Origin of the sequence: Serratia sp. FDAARGOS_506 (assembly GCF_003812745.1) — a bacterium.
GTDB lineage: Bacteria > Pseudomonadota > Gammaproteobacteria > Enterobacterales > Enterobacteriaceae > Serratia.
In genome coordinates this window covers 1,585,902-1,601,659 of record NZ_CP033831.1, presented here as the reverse complement: position 1 = coordinate 1,601,659, position 15,758 = coordinate 1,585,902, and the positions used below count along the sequence as shown (strand labels likewise).

Annotated in this window: 12 protein-coding genes and 1 tRNA gene; 5 read left to right on the top strand and 8 right to left on the bottom strand. The window is 59.4% G+C overall.

Annotated elements, in window-relative coordinates; genetic code table 11:
• Nucleotides 1-4: 4 nt before the first annotated feature.
• A complete protein-coding gene (gene bglF, locus EGY12_RS07830; RefSeq protein ID WP_123893065.1) occupies nucleotides 5-1,867 on the bottom strand; it encodes a PTS beta-glucoside transporter subunit IIABC in 1,863 nt (620 codons plus the stop codon).
• Between the two features lie 655 nt (nucleotides 1,868-2,522).
• On the opposite strand from bglF, the gene EGY12_RS07825 reads away from it, so the two are divergent.
• Nucleotides 2,523-3,272 carry an NAD(P)-dependent oxidoreductase gene (locus tag EGY12_RS07825; protein WP_123893064.1) on the top strand — a complete coding sequence of 250 codons (750 nt, stop codon included), beginning with the start codon at nucleotides 2,523-2,525 and terminating at the stop codon, nucleotides 3,270-3,272.
• Between the two features lie 32 nt (nucleotides 3,273-3,304).
• Here the strand turns inward: EGY12_RS07825 and EGY12_RS07820 are convergent, their stop codons facing one another.
• From EGY12_RS07820 to EGY12_RS07800, 6 genes are all read right to left on the bottom strand, one after another.
• A complete protein-coding gene (locus EGY12_RS07820; RefSeq protein ID WP_123893063.1) occupies nucleotides 3,305-4,471 on the bottom strand; it encodes an MFS transporter in 1,167 nt (388 codons plus the stop codon).
• A gap of 175 nt (nucleotides 4,472-4,646) precedes the next feature.
• Nucleotides 4,647-5,159: a DUF962 domain-containing protein gene (locus EGY12_RS07815; protein WP_123893062.1), complete on the bottom strand. Its 513-nt coding sequence runs from the start codon at nucleotides 5,157-5,159 to the stop codon at nucleotides 4,647-4,649.
• Nucleotides 5,160-5,363: 204 nt separating this feature from the next.
• Complete coding sequence (locus EGY12_RS07810; RefSeq protein ID WP_123893061.1) at nucleotides 5,364-6,407, bottom strand: virulence RhuM family protein; 1,044 nt, start codon at nucleotides 6,405-6,407, stop codon at nucleotides 5,364-5,366.
• A 170-nt stretch (nucleotides 6,408-6,577) separates the two neighbouring features.
• Nucleotides 6,578-6,672, bottom strand: a tRNA-Sec gene (locus EGY12_RS23325).
• A gap of 103 nt (nucleotides 6,673-6,775) precedes the next feature.
• On the bottom strand, nucleotides 6,776-8,119 hold the full coding sequence (locus EGY12_RS07805) for an esterase-like activity of phytase family protein (protein ID WP_123893060.1): 1,344 nt from the start codon (nucleotides 8,117-8,119) through the stop codon (nucleotides 6,776-6,778).
• Nucleotides 8,120-8,194: 75 nt separating this feature from the next.
• Nucleotides 8,195-9,394, bottom strand: coding sequence for a cyanate transporter (locus EGY12_RS07800; protein ID WP_123893059.1), 1,200 nt, complete (start codon nucleotides 9,392-9,394; stop codon nucleotides 8,195-8,197).
• A gap of 126 nt (nucleotides 9,395-9,520) precedes the next feature.
• Here EGY12_RS07800 and EGY12_RS07795 point away from each other — a divergent pair, with 126 nt between their 5' ends.
• Nucleotides 9,521-10,375 (top strand): LysR family transcriptional regulator, encoded by an 855-nt coding sequence (locus tag EGY12_RS07795; protein WP_123893058.1) that lies wholly within the window; start codon nucleotides 9,521-9,523, stop codon nucleotides 10,373-10,375.
• 6 nt (nucleotides 10,376-10,381) lie between these two features.
• Here the strand turns inward: EGY12_RS07795 and xylR are convergent, their stop codons facing one another.
• Nucleotides 10,382-11,560 (bottom strand): D-xylose utilization transcriptional activator XylR, encoded by a 1,179-nt coding sequence (gene xylR / locus EGY12_RS07790; RefSeq protein ID WP_049274343.1) that lies wholly within the window; start codon nucleotides 11,558-11,560, stop codon nucleotides 10,382-10,384.
• Nucleotides 11,561-11,770: 210 nt separating this feature from the next.
• On the opposite strand from xylR, the gene EGY12_RS07785 reads away from it, so the two are divergent.
• From EGY12_RS07785 to xylA, 3 genes are read left to right on the top strand one after another with little or no spacing between them, the layout of a single operon-like run.
• A complete protein-coding gene (locus EGY12_RS07785; RefSeq protein WP_123893057.1) occupies nucleotides 11,771-12,949 on the top strand; it encodes a MalY/PatB family protein in 1,179 nt (392 codons plus the stop codon).
• Between the two features lie 5 nt (nucleotides 12,950-12,954).
• A complete protein-coding gene (gene nhaC / locus EGY12_RS07780; protein WP_123893056.1) occupies nucleotides 12,955-14,406 on the top strand; it encodes a Na+/H+ antiporter NhaC in 1,452 nt (483 codons plus the stop codon).
• A 12-nt stretch (nucleotides 14,407-14,418) separates the two neighbouring features.
• Nucleotides 14,419-15,735, top strand: coding sequence for a xylose isomerase (xylA, locus tag EGY12_RS07775; RefSeq protein WP_049202583.1), 1,317 nt, complete (start codon nucleotides 14,419-14,421; stop codon nucleotides 15,733-15,735).
• Nucleotides 15,736-15,758: the final 23 nt, after the last annotated feature.

The window sequence follows — 15,758 nt, the reverse complement described above, 5'->3', positions numbered from 1 at the left end:
TCAATTAACGTAATAAAGTCAGCAGCGGCGCCTGTTCCTGCACCGGAGACAGGCCGCTGGTCAACACGTCCACGTAGTCATCGCTGTTGCTGATGATGATCGGCGTGGTGGTGTCATAGCCGGCGGCCTGGATCGCCGCCTGGTCGAACTCGATCAGCAGATCGCCCGGAGCGACCCGCTCGCCTTCCCGCACGTGGGCAGTGAAATGTGCCCCGTCCAGCTTCACGGTATCGATGCCGACGTGGATGAGAATCTCCGCGCCGTCGTCCGATTCGATACCGATGGCGTGTTTGGTTTTGAACAGCGACGCCACGCTGCCGCTCACCGGCGCCACCACGCGCCCCTGCTGCGGCGCGATCGCTACGCCTTTCCCCAACAGACCGCTGGCGAAGGTCGCGTCGCTCACCTGATCCAGCGGCACGATGTCGCCGGCGATCGGACTGAGGATGGCCTGCTTGCGGTTAAGCGGCGCGGCGGCTTCAGGCTGCGCCGCGTCTTCCGCCGGCGCAACGCCGAACAGGTAACTGGCCAGCGCGGCGAACACGAACGACAGCAGGGTGCCGCCGATCGCGCCCCATACCGTGGCGTCGATGCCGCCGCCGGGGATGATCTGCGCGAAGGTGAATACGCTTACCAGGCCGAACGAGTAGACCGAGGTATGGAAGTAGCCGATCACCGCACCGCCAAGCGCGCCGCCGATGCAGCCGAAGATGAACGGGCGTTTGTTCGGCAGCGTAACGCCGTACACCGCCGGCTCGGTGATGCCGAAAATCCCGGCGCCGATGGCCGAAGCGGACAGCGCCCGCAGCTTGGTGTCGCGGGTGCGCAGCATCACGCCCAGCGTGGCGCCGACCTGCCCCATCACCGCCGGCAACAGCAGCGGCACCATGGTGTCGCGCCCCAGCACGCTCAGGTTGTTGATCATCAACGGCACTAATCCCCAATGCAGGCCGAAGATCACGCACACCTGCCACATCGCCCCCATAAAGGCGCCGGCGATGATCGGGTTAAAGGCGTAAATGCTCTGATAGCCGTTGGCCAGCAGGTGGCTGAGCCAGGTCGCCGCCGGGCCGATCAGCAGGAAGGTCAACGGCACGGTGATCGCCAGGCACAACAGCGGCGTAATGAAATTGCGCAGCGCGCTATGGATCACCCGGTTAAACAGCGGCTCCAGGCGGCAGGATACCCAGGCCGCGAAGATGATCGGGATCACCGATGAACTGTAGTTGATGAAGGTCAGCGGAATGCCGAAGAAGTATTCGCGCACCGCCCCCGGCTGCTGTGCCGCTTCGAATGCCGCCATCATCAGCGGATGCGTCAACGCGCCGCCGATCGCCATGGTGACGAAGGGGTTGCCGCCGAATTTTTTCCCGGCGGTGTAGCCGAGCATGATCGGGAAGAAGTAGAACAGCGAGTCGCTGGCGGCGAACAGCATTTTGAAGGTGCCGCCGCTCTCCAGCAGCCAACCGCAGGCCAGGCTCAGCGCCAGGAACCCTTTCAGGATCCCCGAAGCAGCCATCACCCCGAGCAGCGGGGTGAAGATACCGGACACCAGATCGATAAAGCGGCTGAGCAGATTGTCTTTTTTGCCACCCGCGTCGTCGCCCGGCGCACCCTCGGCCAATCCGCCAACCCGGTTGACCGCGTCGAACACCTCCGCCACGTGGTTGCCCACCACCACCTGGAACTGGCCGCCGCTCTCCACCACCATGATGACGCCGGGGTTTTTCTTAAGGGCTGCCGCGTTGGCACGACTGTCGTCACGCAGCTTGAAGCGCAGGCGGGTGGCGCAGTGCACCAGGCTTTTCACATTGTCGCGGCCACCGACGCCGGCCAAAATCTCACTGGCTAATGTGTCATATTTCATACGGTTATCCTTAGACTTCGCGTTCTGCCGCTCCCTTCCCCGCACTGGCCTGGCGCTGAGGCGGAATTCGGCGCAAAAAAAAACCTAAACCTCGCGGCCTCTGCCCCATCGGGGATCAGAAACGCGAGGTTTAGGTTTTGCCTGCCGTAGCAGTAACAACCCTAAATCGGTTGAGTTATGACGTTAACACCGCGGATTTTGTCGGGGCAAGGCTTTGTGCCGGCAAATTGTCGAACTGTGATCCGACGGGCAAAACCATCCGGAGGCACCAGATAAAGCCTGTTACCCTCTATCGGCTTTGCCGCTGCGGTGATATATCGCGCAGGCGAAAGAGAGGAGCGGGAGAGTATCGCGCCACGCAAAAAACATAAGATTAACTAACCTAATAATTCACTATTAAGCTAAAGCAAAGCGCTCATTTACCCACTGCCAATCACCGTTACCGAGCCACAACCCGCAAGCCATAAAGCAAATAAATCGCCAAACCTGATGGGATATCGTTAACATTCCACGATATTCACCCGCGCAAAAATCACCGTGCGCAATTGAAGATGGCGATAGAAACATCAGCATTACTAATTAAAACAACTGGACAAAAGTCACGCTGGCGATTATTACTGGTCAACACCTAATGATTGTAGGGATGACAGCGACCATGACGTTGCGGACTGAATTGGGACGGATTCTGATCACCGGCGCCGGCGGCCGGGTAGCCACGGCGTTTCGTCAGGCAATGGGCGATCGCTACGCACTGCGCCTGGCGGAACGAGACATCAACCTACTGAGCGATCTGCAGTCCGGCGACGAAGTCATCAGCTTCAACATCGCCGATCTCGACGCCTGCCGGGCGGCCTGCGCCAATATCGACACCGTGTTGCACCTGGCGGCCGATCCCTCCCCCGACGCCGACTTCTGCGGCTCGTTGATGGACAACAACATTCTCGGCACCTTCAATATCTTCCGCGCGGCGAAAGACGCCGGCTGTCGCCGGGTGGTGTTCGCCAGCAGCGCGCAGGCGGTGGAAGGCTATCCGCTCGACTATCAAATCCGCCCGGATGACGCGCCGAAACCGAAAAACCTGTACGGCGCCAGCAAAGCCTTCGGCGAAGGCATCGCCGCCTACTTCGCCCATCAGGAAGGGCTTTCCGCCCTGTCGGTGCGCATCGCCAACTTCACCAGCCTGAGCCCAGGGGATCGGCTCAGCGCCCGCGATATGAGCGCGTTTCTCAGCCATCGCGACGCCGCCGATCTGCTGGAGCGCTGCATTCGCGTCGAAGGGGTGCAATATGCGGTGGTGCACGGAGTTTCCAATAACCGCTACACGCGTTTATCGCTGGAAGAAACCCGTCGCCTGCTGGGTTACGCCCCGCAGGACGATGCGTTCAGCCTGCTCGGCTTTGAGTAGAGGCGGCGAGCTGGCCCGCCGCACCCGCGCATTTAGCCGTTGGCGTACACGACTTTGGCCGCGCTGCGGCTGGTGAACAACACCAACAGCAGCGCCAAGCCGGCGATAATCGCCCCCATTACCGGCACGAAGCTGTAGCCCAACCCGGCGGAGACCACCGCGCCACCGGCGGCGGCGCCCAGCGCGTTGCCCAGGTTGAAAGCGCCGATGTTGACCGAGGACGACAGCCCCGGCGCTTCGCTGGCCACGCGCATCACGCGCATCTGCAGCGGCGGCACCACGGCAAAGGTCGCCGCGCCCCAAATCACCATGCTCACCGCAGCGCCGATGTCACTGCGCGCCAGCAGCGGGATCAGCAGCATGATGGCTACCAGCAGCAACAAGAAGCCCTTCAGCGTCGCGCTCTCGGAACGGTCAGCGAACTTGCCGCCGAGGTAGTTGCCGATGGAGAAACCGACGCCGATCAACACCAGCATGGTCGTCACGAACAGCGGCGTCGCCTCGGTGATGTGCTGCAATACCGGCGAAATATAGGTATAGAGCGTGAACATCGCGCCCGCCCCCAGCACGGTAGTCAGCAGCGCGGTCAGCACCTGCGGCCGCACCAGCACCGACAGCTCGCGCTTGACGTCAGGGCGTGCCCCGGCGCTGCCTTGCGGCAACGAGAACCACAGCCCCAGCATGGCGATCACGCCCAGCCCAGCCGTCGCCAAGAACGACATGCGCCAGCCGATGGTTTCACCCAGCCAGGTGGCGGCGGGCACTCCGCCGATATTGGCGATGGTCAGCCCCATAAACATGGTCGCCACGGCGCTGGCCTGTTTCTCCTTCGGCACCACGCTGGCGGCCACCACCGATCCAAGGCCAAAGAACGCGCCGTGGTTCAGGCTGGTGATGATGCGCGACAGCATCAGGGTGGTGTAGTCAGGTGCAATTGCCGACAGCACGTTGCCCAGGGTAAAAATCGCCATCAGGAAAATCAGCGCGCTTCTGCGCGCCCGGTGAGACAGCAGCAGCGTCATCAGCGGCGCGCCGACCATCACGCCGACGGCGTAAGCGCTGATCAACATGCCGGCCATCGGAATGGAGACATCCACCCCTTTGGCGATGGTCGGCAGCAAGCCCATGGGTGAGAATTCGGTGGTGCCAATGCCGAACGCCCCCACCGCCAGCGCTAACAAGGGATAATTCACTTTCATGCAACAACTCCGGTTTACCGCTGCCGAAGCGCGGGAACAGTTAAGATGCCGAAAGTATGACATTGATCACAACAAAGATAAGCAGGCGGGAGGCTAAAAGACTTTTGCAAATTTGTTAAAAGTGCGGCGGGAGGGGCGAATATCGGCGTCCATCACCGTGGAAATTAGGGCCATCTCATGCCCTCCCATTGCGCACTTTGCCCGAGCGCATTTCAATGTTCCGCTGCAGTTCGCGCAGCCCGCCGGCCAGGAAGCAGGCTTCCGCCAGCACGAACAGCGGGCCGATGATAAGACCCGTCACATCGTCCATAAACGCCGGTTTTCTCCCCTCCCAGAAATGCCCGACAAACTGAAACAGCCAGCCGATGACGAAACCGCCGATGCCGACGCTCAGCCACGCCGCCGTCGACAGCGACGCCACCCAGGCGCCGAACACGAGGCACAGCAGCAGTAACGCCAGCATCATGACGCCAAGGCGCAGATTCAACCGCAGGTAATAGAGCGCCGCGACGATCACCACCGCGCAAGCCGGCGAAAACGGCAGCCCTCCCGCGCCCCACGCCGGCCGGGAGAGCAGCGCCAGCAGGCTGACGACGATCAACGGAATGCCGATGAAGTGCGTGGCGATATTGCGCGCATCGCGGTGGTAGACGGCATAAGCGGCGAGTTGATCTTCCAGACTTCGCATGTTGACCTCCGAAGGATGCGCGCACGGCCGAGCCGGCTCATTGCATTAAAGATAGCCGTATCGTTCAGCATAGGAAAATGGCGAGCACAGGAGTCGCATTTGATGGCCAATTAAGTTGAATTTACTCAGTTTTATCAATTTCGATTTTGAACCATGCCCCCTATTATGCCCCCAAATGATTTTGCTTGTGGGGTTTAAGGGGCTTTATGGCCGCTTTTTGGTGTCTGTTTTCCACTGCAGTAAACCGGCGATATCCTGTTCCCCCGCCGCTTCTTTTAAACGGCGCTGCTGCTCGGCATACTGGACGTATTCAGCCTGCGCTTTTTCATCTGCTGCTTTCTTACTGACCGTGCCAGCCCCTTGCAGAACGTCACGGTCGTTAAATTGCAGAAACTGATCCAGCTTATCCTGCCAGTCACGAAGGAACACCTGTTGACGGCGGCGCGCCTGATCTTCAGCGAAATCCAACCACATGTTGACCACGCGGTTGAGTTCGCTGACTTCGTCCTGATTGAGGTAATTTTTCGCCACCGTTACGTCGCTTTTGCGTACCTCCTCGCCCTTATAGCTGCTCAAGCCCATATGGGGCTGGTTGGCGTCAGCCCGCTGATGGATGAGTTCAGCAGCGGTGTGGCCGGTGCAGGCAAAATGCAGCTTGTTTTGGATAGTTTGGAAAAACAACGTTGTCTCTTTAAGTGACGGCTGATAGTCGGCGGCTAATGCGAAGATCTCCCTTACCCGCAAATAAACCCGACGCTCACTGGCACGGATATCACGGATGCGCTCCAGCATCTCATCAAAGTAATCAGGTACAGCGGATGAACCCACGGGCGGATTTTTAAGACGCTCGTCATCCATCACGAAGCCTTTGATCAGGTATTCCTGAAGAGTTTGGGTCGCCCACTGGCGAAATTGGGTGCCACGAGGCGAACGAACACGATAACCGACGGCAAGAATCACGGGCAGGCTATAGTGCAGGATATTGCGACTTACCTGACGGGCCCCTTCCTGCTGAACCTGTAAGTAAGACTTACAGGTTGCGTTTTGTTCAAGTTCCGCTTCTTCGTAGATCGCTTTGATGTGCTGCGTAATCGCCTGGGGAGTCACTTGATAAAGATTCGCGATGGTCGCCTGGGGCAACCACAGCGTTTCCTGCTCAAAACGACATTCAACGCGCACTTCGCCGTCATCGCTGGCAAACATAACAAACTCACCTGCCGGTGATTGGGTTAAGTGCTTGTCTGTCATGTCGCCTCCGTTTTAATCTGACTTACAACGCTGTAATTTGCTCAGTATGCCAGAGAACCACATCAAAGCTCATTACTCGAACAACGGTTATTTTCCCAAAAAAATGTCTGCAAGCTGACTCGCTTGGATAGGATTTTGTTGAATTTAAGAAAGTGAGGGAAACAGTAATTTGGCGGAAGATCACAGGAGTCGAACCTGCCCAGGACCGCTGGCGGCCCCAACCGGATTTGAAGTCCGGCCGCCCCACCGGGGACGAGGATCTTCCTTGGAGAAGGGAGAAGCAAGGCGCTGATTATAGCGCAGTTTGTCCCTAGCGCTAAGCGGGAAATCGTGCGGCCGCCGACCGGGAAGCCGGCGGCCGGGGAGCGCTACTTCAGGAAATCCTTCACGTCCAGCAGGATGAACTCGTTGTCATCCGCCATATTGGGCTGGCGGCTGGAGGAGAACGGGAAGTTGTTGTCGTTGCCGACGATGATGTGGTTGGCGTCCACCACGTCCACGTTCTCGATGGTGAAGAACGGGAAGGTCAGCACGCCGTCGTTCAGCGGCTTGCGCGCCAGCTTGTTCGGATCCTGGATGTTCATCAGGTCGATATAGGCCAGTTTCTCGACCGGTTTACCGACGTTGGCATCGGAAAACGCAATTTTATATACCCGCTTAAACTTGGCTACCTGGCTGAAGCAGTTGTCGGTCGGCGCGCCGGCGGCACAGGCTTTATCCGGCGTTCCTTCACCGTTGTCACGCTCGATCACCAACCCGTGGGTGGCGTCGATCATGTTGAAGTCGCCGATGGCGTTCTGGTTGTCTTCCAGCACGTACTGCCAACTGCGGCCGGTCCAGGCCTGCTGTTTCACGTCGAACTCCAGCACCCGCAGGTAGCGTTTGCCGCCGACGTTCTCGAACTGCTCGCCGTCCCACAGCGCCCCTTCCAGCAGCGGGTACAGCTTGCTGCCGTCCGGCGAGGCGGCCATGCCTTCAAAGCCTTTGGAGCGCGCCACCTGGAAGTTCTGCTTGCCGTCCGGCGCGCCCGGCAGGGTCAGCGTCGGGTTGTCCGGCGATTTCACTACTTTGCCGTCCACCAGGGTGTCGAACACCGCCAGCACTTTGCCGTTCAGGTCGGCCTTGATCAGGTAAGGTCCAAACTCTTCACCGATCCATAAGGCATCGTCGGCAAACTGGAAGCTTTCCGGATCGAAATCGCTGCCGGTCAGATAGCGCTTCTCGGTACTCTCATTGATGATGTGGAACGGCACCTTTTTATCCGGATCGTGCAGGAAAACCGTCTTCAGCGGCGCGACCGTGCCGTCTTTGAAATCGATCTTGTAGTGATTGAGATACAGCATGGCGTCCGGCGAGTTGGCCTTGCTGCCGAAGCCATTGTCGGTCAGCACCCAGTAGGTGCCGTCGGGCATGTGTTTGATGCCGGAGTGGCCCTGCAGCGGCTGGCCGTCGATCGGCAGGCCGAGGCCGGTCAGGCGATCGGCGGATTTGCCCGCCACGCTGCCCAGTTCGGTGACGCGTTTGCCGCTGGTGTACTTACCGCTCTGCTGCAGATCGCTCGGCGCGTCTTTCGGTGTGGAAACGGCGGATTTCACCGGCAGCAGCGCATGCCCGGCCAGCGTCGCCTGCACCGGCTGCGCCTCGGCCCACAGGTTGGCGCTCAGCGCCATGCAGCCGACCAGCAGCGCCAGCCGGGTTTTGGTGTTGTGCATGTCATTGTCCCTTTTCGTTGTTATCGCCCAGAAGTAAAAGCAACGTCACTATAGGGAGCGGCAATGACAGAAATATTATTCGGCGAACGCCCGCCGGTAGCTGTGCGGATGGAAGCGCCAGGTGATGGCGATCAGCACCACCACCAGCAGCGCGTGGATCTGCCAGTCCAGCACGAAGCCGCCGCTGTAGTCGCGCAGCAGGCCGGAAAGGTAGGGCGTCACGCCCGCCAACAGGAAGCCGACGCCCTGCATAAAGGCCACCAGTCGCCCGGCCGCCGCCGGCTGGTGCAGGTGATCGAGCGCCAGCACCAGGCACAGCGGGAATGCGCCGCCCAGCCCCAGCCCGGAAAGCAGCACCCACAGCCACGGCAGCATCTGCGGCAGGTAAATCAGGCCGATAAAGCCGATCAGTTGCATCATCAGCGCCAGCAGCAGCAAAGGCCGTCGGTCATGATTGCGCGCCAGCGCCGGCAGCAGCAGCGCGCCTACGACCTGGCCGAAGGTCATCAGCGCCAGCAGCGAACCGCTGGCCTGCGGCTGCCAGCCGAGCTGCATGTAATACGGCGGCAGCCAGGCGATCAGGCTGGTATAGCCGCCGTTGATCAGACCGAAATAGGCGCCGAGCAACCAGGCTCGCCGGTTACGCAGCAGGCTTGGCCCGCGATTTTCCCCCGCGGCGCCCAGGCGAGACAGCCCACGACTGACCGGCCACCAGGCCAGCAGCGCCACCAGAGCCGGCAATGCCCACCAGGCCAGCGCGCTGTGCCAGTCATGCCCCACGCTCATCAGCCACGGGGTGATCGCAGCGCCAAGCCCGCCACCGCCCATCAGCGCCGCCGACCACAACCCGGCCACCAGCGCCATGCTCTTGAGGAAATGATGCTTGATAATGCCGGGCATTACCGCCTGGATCACCCCGATGCCGATCCCGCCCAGCACCGCGCTCATCAGCAGTTGCACGCTGCCGGGGGCCAGCTCGCGCCAGAGTGCGCCCAGCCCGATTGCCAACAAACTTACCGCCACGGCGCTGCGTTCGCTGAACAGCCGGTTGATGGCGCCGCCCGCCAACGCCATCAGGCCCATCATCAGCACCGGCAACGTGGTCAACAGCGCCGCGCCGCCAAAGCTCAGCCCGGTGGCCTGGCGCAGCGTCGGCAGCAACGGGCCGATCGAGGTCAACAGCGGCCGCATGTTCAGGCCGATCAGCACCAGCGCCAGCAGCAGGGGGTTGAACCAGCGGCGCGAGGAGGATGAATTAACAGAATGATTTAACACGGCATATTCCTGGTACTACGAGATGAAAAGCGTGACGTCACAACGTGGTCGCCACAGCGTTGCGTTACTGTAGGCAACGCCGCTAGTATTGGGAAATTAAATAATAAAATAGCCAACAGTGGGAAAATGAATCGCTACCCGATGTTCAATCCGCAGCTGCTGCTCAGCTTCGTCGCCGTATGCGACAGCAACAGCTTCACCCGGGCCGCAGAGCGGGTGTTTTTGTCGCAGTCCACCGTCAGCCAGCAGGTGCGCCGGCTGGAGGAGATGCTGGGCAAACCATTGTTTGAGCGCTCCTCGCATCAGGTGCTGCTGACCGAAGAAGGCGTGAAGCTATTGAGCTACGCGCGCCGCATCATCGCGCTGAATGAAGAAGCCCACGACGCGCTGACCGGCATCTGGCGCGACGGCGTGCTGCGGATCGGCATGCCGGAGGATTTCGCCGTACCCACCACCGAGCTGCTGGCCGACTTCAGCCGCGAGCACCCGCACCTGCGGCTGGACGTCGCCAGCGGCCTGAGCGCCGATCTGCACAGCGCCTACGCGCGTGAAGAGCTGGATCTGATCCTGGTGAAGCAGCGCCGCCAGCAACCGCCGCGCGCTGCGCGGCCGGAACCGCTGCTGTGGCTGGACAGCATGGCCTTCCCGGCCATCGAGCAATCGCCGGTGCCGCTGGCGGTGTTCCCGCTGAGCGGCCTGTACCGCGACGAGCTGTGCCAGGCGCTCGACAACCTCGGCAAACGCTGGCGCATCGGCTACAGCAGCGCCAGCCTGGCGGCGCTGACCGCCGCTTCCGCCGCCGGTCTCGGCGTCACCCTGCTGCCGGCCGGCTGCCGTCTGCCCACGCATCGGGTACTGGGCGTAGCCGAAGGATTGCCGCCGATCGACAGCTTCGAACTGGCGCTCTATTACCGCGACAGTGCCCCCGCCGCCACGCTGGCGCTGGCCCAGCGGCTAACGGCGTTTTGCGGGTTGAAGTGAGCCAGGCTAGTACCCGCTCTCGCCATGGTTTTGCCGATACTCTTTGGGCGTCATGTCATAGCCCTTTTTGAATACCGAATAGAAGTACTGCAGCGACGGATAGCCGCACATCTGGGAAATTTCGTTGATGGTCAGCGAAGTCGCCGTCAGCAGATTACGGGCGCGGTCCAGCTTTTCCTGATGGATCACATGATGGATGGTTTGGCCGGTCTCATCCCGGAAGCGTTTTTCCAGATTGGAACGCGAGATGCCCACCGCATCCAGTACCTGTTCTACCTTGATGCCCTTGCAGGCATGGTGGCGAATATAGTGCATTGCCTGAATCACCGCCGGATCGCGCAGCGAGCGAAAATCGGTGGAGCGGCGTTCAATCACCTTCACCGGCGGCACCAGAATGCGCTGCAGCGGCAGATCGCGCCGATCGAGCAACTGATGCAGCAGCTTGGCGGCGCGATAGCCCATCTGCCGGGTACCCTGAGCCACTGACGAGAGCGCAACCCGCGACAGGTAACGCGTCAGCTCTTCATTGTCGATGCCGATCACGCACAGCTTTTCCGGCACGGCAATGTCCAGATGCTCGCACACCTGCAACAGGTGGCGTGCCCGCGCATCGGTCACCGCGATGATCCCAGTCTGCTGCGGCAACGTCTGCACCCAATCCGCCAGCCGGTTCTGGGCATACTGCCAGTTCTCCGGTGCGGTCGCCATTCCCTGATACACCACGCCCTGGTACTGTTCCGCCGCCACCCTCTGGCGGAAAGCGTACTCACGCTCCTGCGCCCAGCGTTTGCCGCCTTCAATCGGCATGCCGTAAAAGGCGAAACGATTGATGCCTTTCTCCTTGAGGTGTGTAAACGCCGTTTCTACCAACGCCTGGTTGTCGGTGGCGATATAGTGCACCGGCGGATAGTCCTGCTCGCGATGATAAGAACCGCCAACGCCGACGATCGGCACCTGCACGTTATGCAACAGCCGCTCAATCTCGCGATCGTCAAAGTCGGCGATCACCCCGTCCCCCAGCCACTCTCGGATATTGTCGATGCGGCAGCGAAAGTCCTCTTCGATAAAAATGTCCCAGTCGCACTGCGATGCCTGCAGATACTCGCCAACCCCTTCAACCACCTGACGGTCATACACTTTATTGGCGTTGAACAGCAACGTAATGCGGTAACGTTTCTCAGACATACCAGCCTCAATTTACCCATTCGCCCGCGCCCATATCGCGCTCGGTTACAGCATGCCCCATTATTCCCCGATCATTGTCATTCTTATTTGTGAGCGTCATCACGTTAGGCATTTTTCATAATCATAAAAACAAAATGCAGAATAAAAGCGGCGCTGAAATAGCGCTACCTTAGCCCCATCATTATGAAATGCGTTAAATAGGGCGATGTGATGAGCCATTTTAATTTCGATAAACTAATATCTCGCACGGGAACCTACAGCGCAAAGTGGAATGGTGAACAGCACGCGCAGCAATACGCCACCATTCCGCTTTCCGTTGCCGATATGGATATTCCTTTACCAGAAAGAATAATAAGCGAGCTTTCACTATGCACGCAAAAAGGCATCTACGGTTACACGCTGCTCAGTGATGACTGGCAAACCACCGTCGCACGCTGGATGGCACGCCATTATCGGTGGACGATAGATCCTCGCCATGCGGTATTTTGTCCGCGAGTGATACAGGCCGTATCGCTTTACATTCAAAACTTTACCGCACCCGGCGACGCCATCGTCAGCCTGACACCGGCCTATCATCCAATCAGCCACGCCGTGACGATAAACCAGCGAACGTTGCTCGAGAGCGAACTGGTTTATCACGATGGTCGGTACGCCATAGATTTTGTCGATCTTGAGGACAAATTCCGGCGGGCATGCTGCTTCATTCTCTTATCGCCGCATAACCCTACCGGCACGGTATGGGATGCGGCGTCATTAGAAAAAATAGCCGCACTCGCTGAAAAACATCAGGTTTTTATTATTTCCGACGACGTTCACGCAGATTTTATTTTTAATAATCGTCAACACCAGGTCATTTCCACTTTCAGTCATTACGTCGAACAACATTCATTCATCTGCACCTCTCCCGCCAAGACGTTTAATATGGCCGGCCTTGAGGTAGCAAATATTATTATTGCTAATGATAAGTATCGCGAAAAATTTTGTCATTGCCTCGACGCTGCCGGGATCCACAATCCCGGCTATTACGCCGTACCGGCTTTTTTGGCCGCCTATCGCGACTGCGATGACTGGCTGCTGGCGCTGAAAAGCTATCTGGCGGCAAACCGGGCATTAGCGATAGAGACCTTACGCGCTGCGTTCCCAGCCTGGCAAATCACCCGCAGCGAGGGCACCTACATGCTCTGGGTCGATTATCGGCCGAGCGGACTGACCGAACCGCAACTAAAACACTGGTTCCTGAACCTGGCCGGCGTCGAAATGAGTTGGGGATCCGGCTTCGGCGCAGCGGGCAACGGCTTTTTCCGTATCAATATCGCTACGCCCCGGGCCACGCTGATCGAAGCATTACACCGAATTGTCAGTACTTTCCCCTACGCACACCAGGAGTAGTACCCATGAACAGCATAATAAAACCCAGAACGCCCACGTTGGTCGAATCCTTACTGCCAATCCTCACCATGGTGCTGTTGCTCGGCGTCGGCTATGCCGCTTTCGATCTGCCGCCTGAACCGCTGATGGTGCTTTCCACCGTGATTGCTGCCCTGTTGGTCAAACGTCTGGGGCACAGCTACAGCGCTATTTTGGCCTCGATTTCCCAGAAGATCGCCAAAACCATGCCCGCCTTACTGATTCTGATCTGTGTTGGCCTGCTGATCGGCACCTGGATGGCCGGCGGCACCATTCCGCTGATGATTTATTATGGCCTGAAGCTCATCGATCCGGCGATGCTGTACGTTACCGCCCTGTTGGTCACCTCGGTGGTTTCCGTCTGTACCGGTACCTCCTGGGGCTCGGCCGGCACGGTCGGCGTTGCTTTTATGGGCGTTGCCATCGGTATGGAAGCCAACCTGGCGGCAACCGCCGGCGCCGTGGTGGCAGGCGCCTATTTCGGCGACAAACTATCGCCGCTGTCCGGCGACACCAACCTGGCCGCAATGGCCGCTCAGGTCGATTTGTACGAACACATCGGCCACCTGCTCTACACTACGCTGCCATCGCTGCTCCTTTCGGCAGCCGTCATGCTGTTCTACGGCATGCACGGCGATCTCAGCGGCGCGGCAATGCCAGATAAAGTGCAGGTCATTATTCACGGGCTCAGCACTATCTATCACTTCAACCTCCTGCTGCTGGTGCCGATCGCCATCGTGCTGTACGGCTCCTTCACCAAAAAACCCACCATCCCGGTAATGCTGGTGTCGGCATTGGTGGCCATGCTGAACGCCGTCTGGATCCAGGGATTCGCTTTCCATGACGTGGTGAAAAGCGCCGTCGACGGCTTCAACGTCGCCATGTTGCCCAATAAAGACGTCAGCCCGCTGTTGAGCAACCTGCTCAACCGCGGCGGCATGAACTCCATGATGAGCACGCTGCTGATCTGCTTCTGCGCGCTCTCCTTTGCCGGCACCCTGGCGCTCAGCGGGGCATTGGAGGTGATCGTGCATAACCTGCTGAAGCTGGTGCATTCCACCGGCACCATGATCCTCGCTACGCTGGCCTGCGGTTTGACGATGATCAGCGTCACCTGCAATGGCCAAATCTCGATTCTTATTCCGATTGAAATGCTGCGCAACGCTTACATTGAGCGCGGTCTGCATCCGAAAAACCTTAGCCGCACCGTTGAAGACTCCGCCACCATCTTTGAACCCATTCTGCCCTGGACGGCCGCCGGCGCTTACATGGCGGGTACTCTGGGTGTCGCCACGCTCAGTTATCTGCCCTGGGCCATTCTGTGCTGGAGCGGGATATTTTTCGCCACGCTGTGGGGATTTACCGGCTTCGGCATCGCCCGGCTGGCAAAAGAAGAACAGGTTCAGTTACTGGCCCAAACGGCCGATACGTTAAAATAAGGGAGACCCCGCATGTCCTACTTTGATCAACTTGACCAGGTCCGCTACGAAGGCGTCGACAGCAACAACCCGCTGGCCTTTCGCCATTACAATCCCGACGAGCTGGTGCTCGGCAAACGCATGGCCGATCATCTGCGCTTCGCCGCCTGCTACTGGCACACCTTCTGCTGGAATGGTGCGGACATGTTCGGCCTGGGCGCTTTCGATCGCCCCTGGCAGCAGCCGGGCGATGCGTTGGCGCTGGCGAAACGCAAAGCCGACGTGGCGTTCGAGTTCTTCCACAAGCTGAACGTGCCCTACTACTGCTTCCATGACGTCGACGTTGCGCCGGAAGGCGCTTCGCTACAGGACTATCTGAATAACTTTGCGGCCATGACCGACGTGCTGGCAGAAAAACAGCAAAGCAGCGGCGTGAAACTGCTGTGGGGTACCGCCAACTGCTTCAGCCACCCGCGCTATGGCGCAGGCGCCGCCACCAATCCGGATCCGGAAGTGTTTGCCTGGGCGGCGACGCAGGTCTTCACCGCCATGAACGCCACCCACCAACTGGGGGGAGAGAACTACGTGTTGTGGGGTGGGCGTGAGGGCTATGAAACCTTGCTGAACACCGATCTGCGCCAGGAGCGCGAACAGATCGGCCGTTTTATGCAGATGGTGGTGGAGCATAAGCATAAGATTGGTTTCCAGGGCACATTGCTGATAGAACCCAAGCCCCAGGAGCCTACCAAGCACCAATATGACTACGACGTCGCCACGGTCTACGGCTTCCTGAAGCAGTTCGGGCTGGAAAAGGAAATTAAGGTCAACATCGAAGCCAACCACGCCACGCTGGCCGGCCACTCGTTCCATCATGAGATCGCCACCGCCATCGCGCTGGGCATTTTCGGTTCGGTCGATGCCAACCGCGGCGATCCACAGCTCGGCTGGGACACCGACCAATTCCCGAACAGCGTGGAGGAAAACGCGCTGGTGATGTTCGAGATCCTCAAAGCCGGCGGCTTCACGACCGGCGGCCTGAACTTCGACGCCAAAGTGCGCCGCCAAAGCACCGACAAATACGATCTGTTCTATGGTCATATCGGCGCGATGGATACGATGGCGCTGGCATTGAAAGTGGCGGCTAAAATGATCGTCGACGGTCAGCTGCACCAGCAGGTTGCCCAGCGCTACGCCGGCTGGAACGGTGAATTGGGCCAACAAATCTTGCAGGGCAAGCTGTCGCTGGAAACGCTGGCGCAGTACGCTGAACGCCGCGCCTTGGCGCCACAACACGTCAGCGGCCGCCAGGAGCGTCTGGAAAACCTGATGAATCGCTATCTGTTCGGCTAACTGAAGCGCGCGGCGCGCCCTCG

Excerpts from the sequence above, each read along its gene's own strand:
- EGY12_RS07805 (WP_123893060.1), bottom strand. The coding sequence starts at position 8,119 with ATGCACAACACCAAAACCCGGCTGGCGCTGCTGGTCGGCTGCATGGCG.
- EGY12_RS07825 (WP_123893064.1), top strand. The coding sequence starts at position 2,523 with ATGACGTTGCGGACTGAATTGGGACGGATTCTGATCACCGGCGCCGGC.
- EGY12_RS07785 (WP_123893057.1), top strand. The coding sequence starts at position 11,771 with ATGAGCCATTTTAATTTCGATAAACTAATATCTCGCACGGGAACCTAC.
- bglF (WP_123893065.1), bottom strand. The coding sequence starts at position 1,867 with ATGAAATATGACACATTAGCCAGTGAGATTTTGGCCGGCGTCGGTGGC.
- nhaC (WP_123893056.1), top strand. The coding sequence starts at position 12,955 with ATGAACAGCATAATAAAACCCAGAACGCCCACGTTGGTCGAATCCTTA.
- EGY12_RS07810 (WP_123893061.1), bottom strand. The coding sequence starts at position 6,407 with ATGACAGACAAGCACTTAACCCAATCACCGGCAGGTGAGTTTGTTATG.
- xylR (WP_049274343.1), bottom strand. The coding sequence starts at position 11,560 with ATGTCTGAGAAACGTTACCGCATTACGTTGCTGTTCAACGCCAATAAA.
- EGY12_RS07820 (WP_123893063.1), bottom strand. The coding sequence starts at position 4,471 with ATGAAAGTGAATTATCCCTTGTTAGCGCTGGCGGTGGGGGCGTTCGGC.
- EGY12_RS07795 (WP_123893058.1), top strand. The coding sequence starts at position 9,521 with ATGAATCGCTACCCGATGTTCAATCCGCAGCTGCTGCTCAGCTTCGTC.
- EGY12_RS07815 (WP_123893062.1), bottom strand. The coding sequence starts at position 5,159 with ATGCGAAGTCTGGAAGATCAACTCGCCGCTTATGCCGTCTACCACCGC.
- xylA (WP_049202583.1), top strand. The coding sequence starts at position 14,419 with ATGTCCTACTTTGATCAACTTGACCAGGTCCGCTACGAAGGCGTCGAC.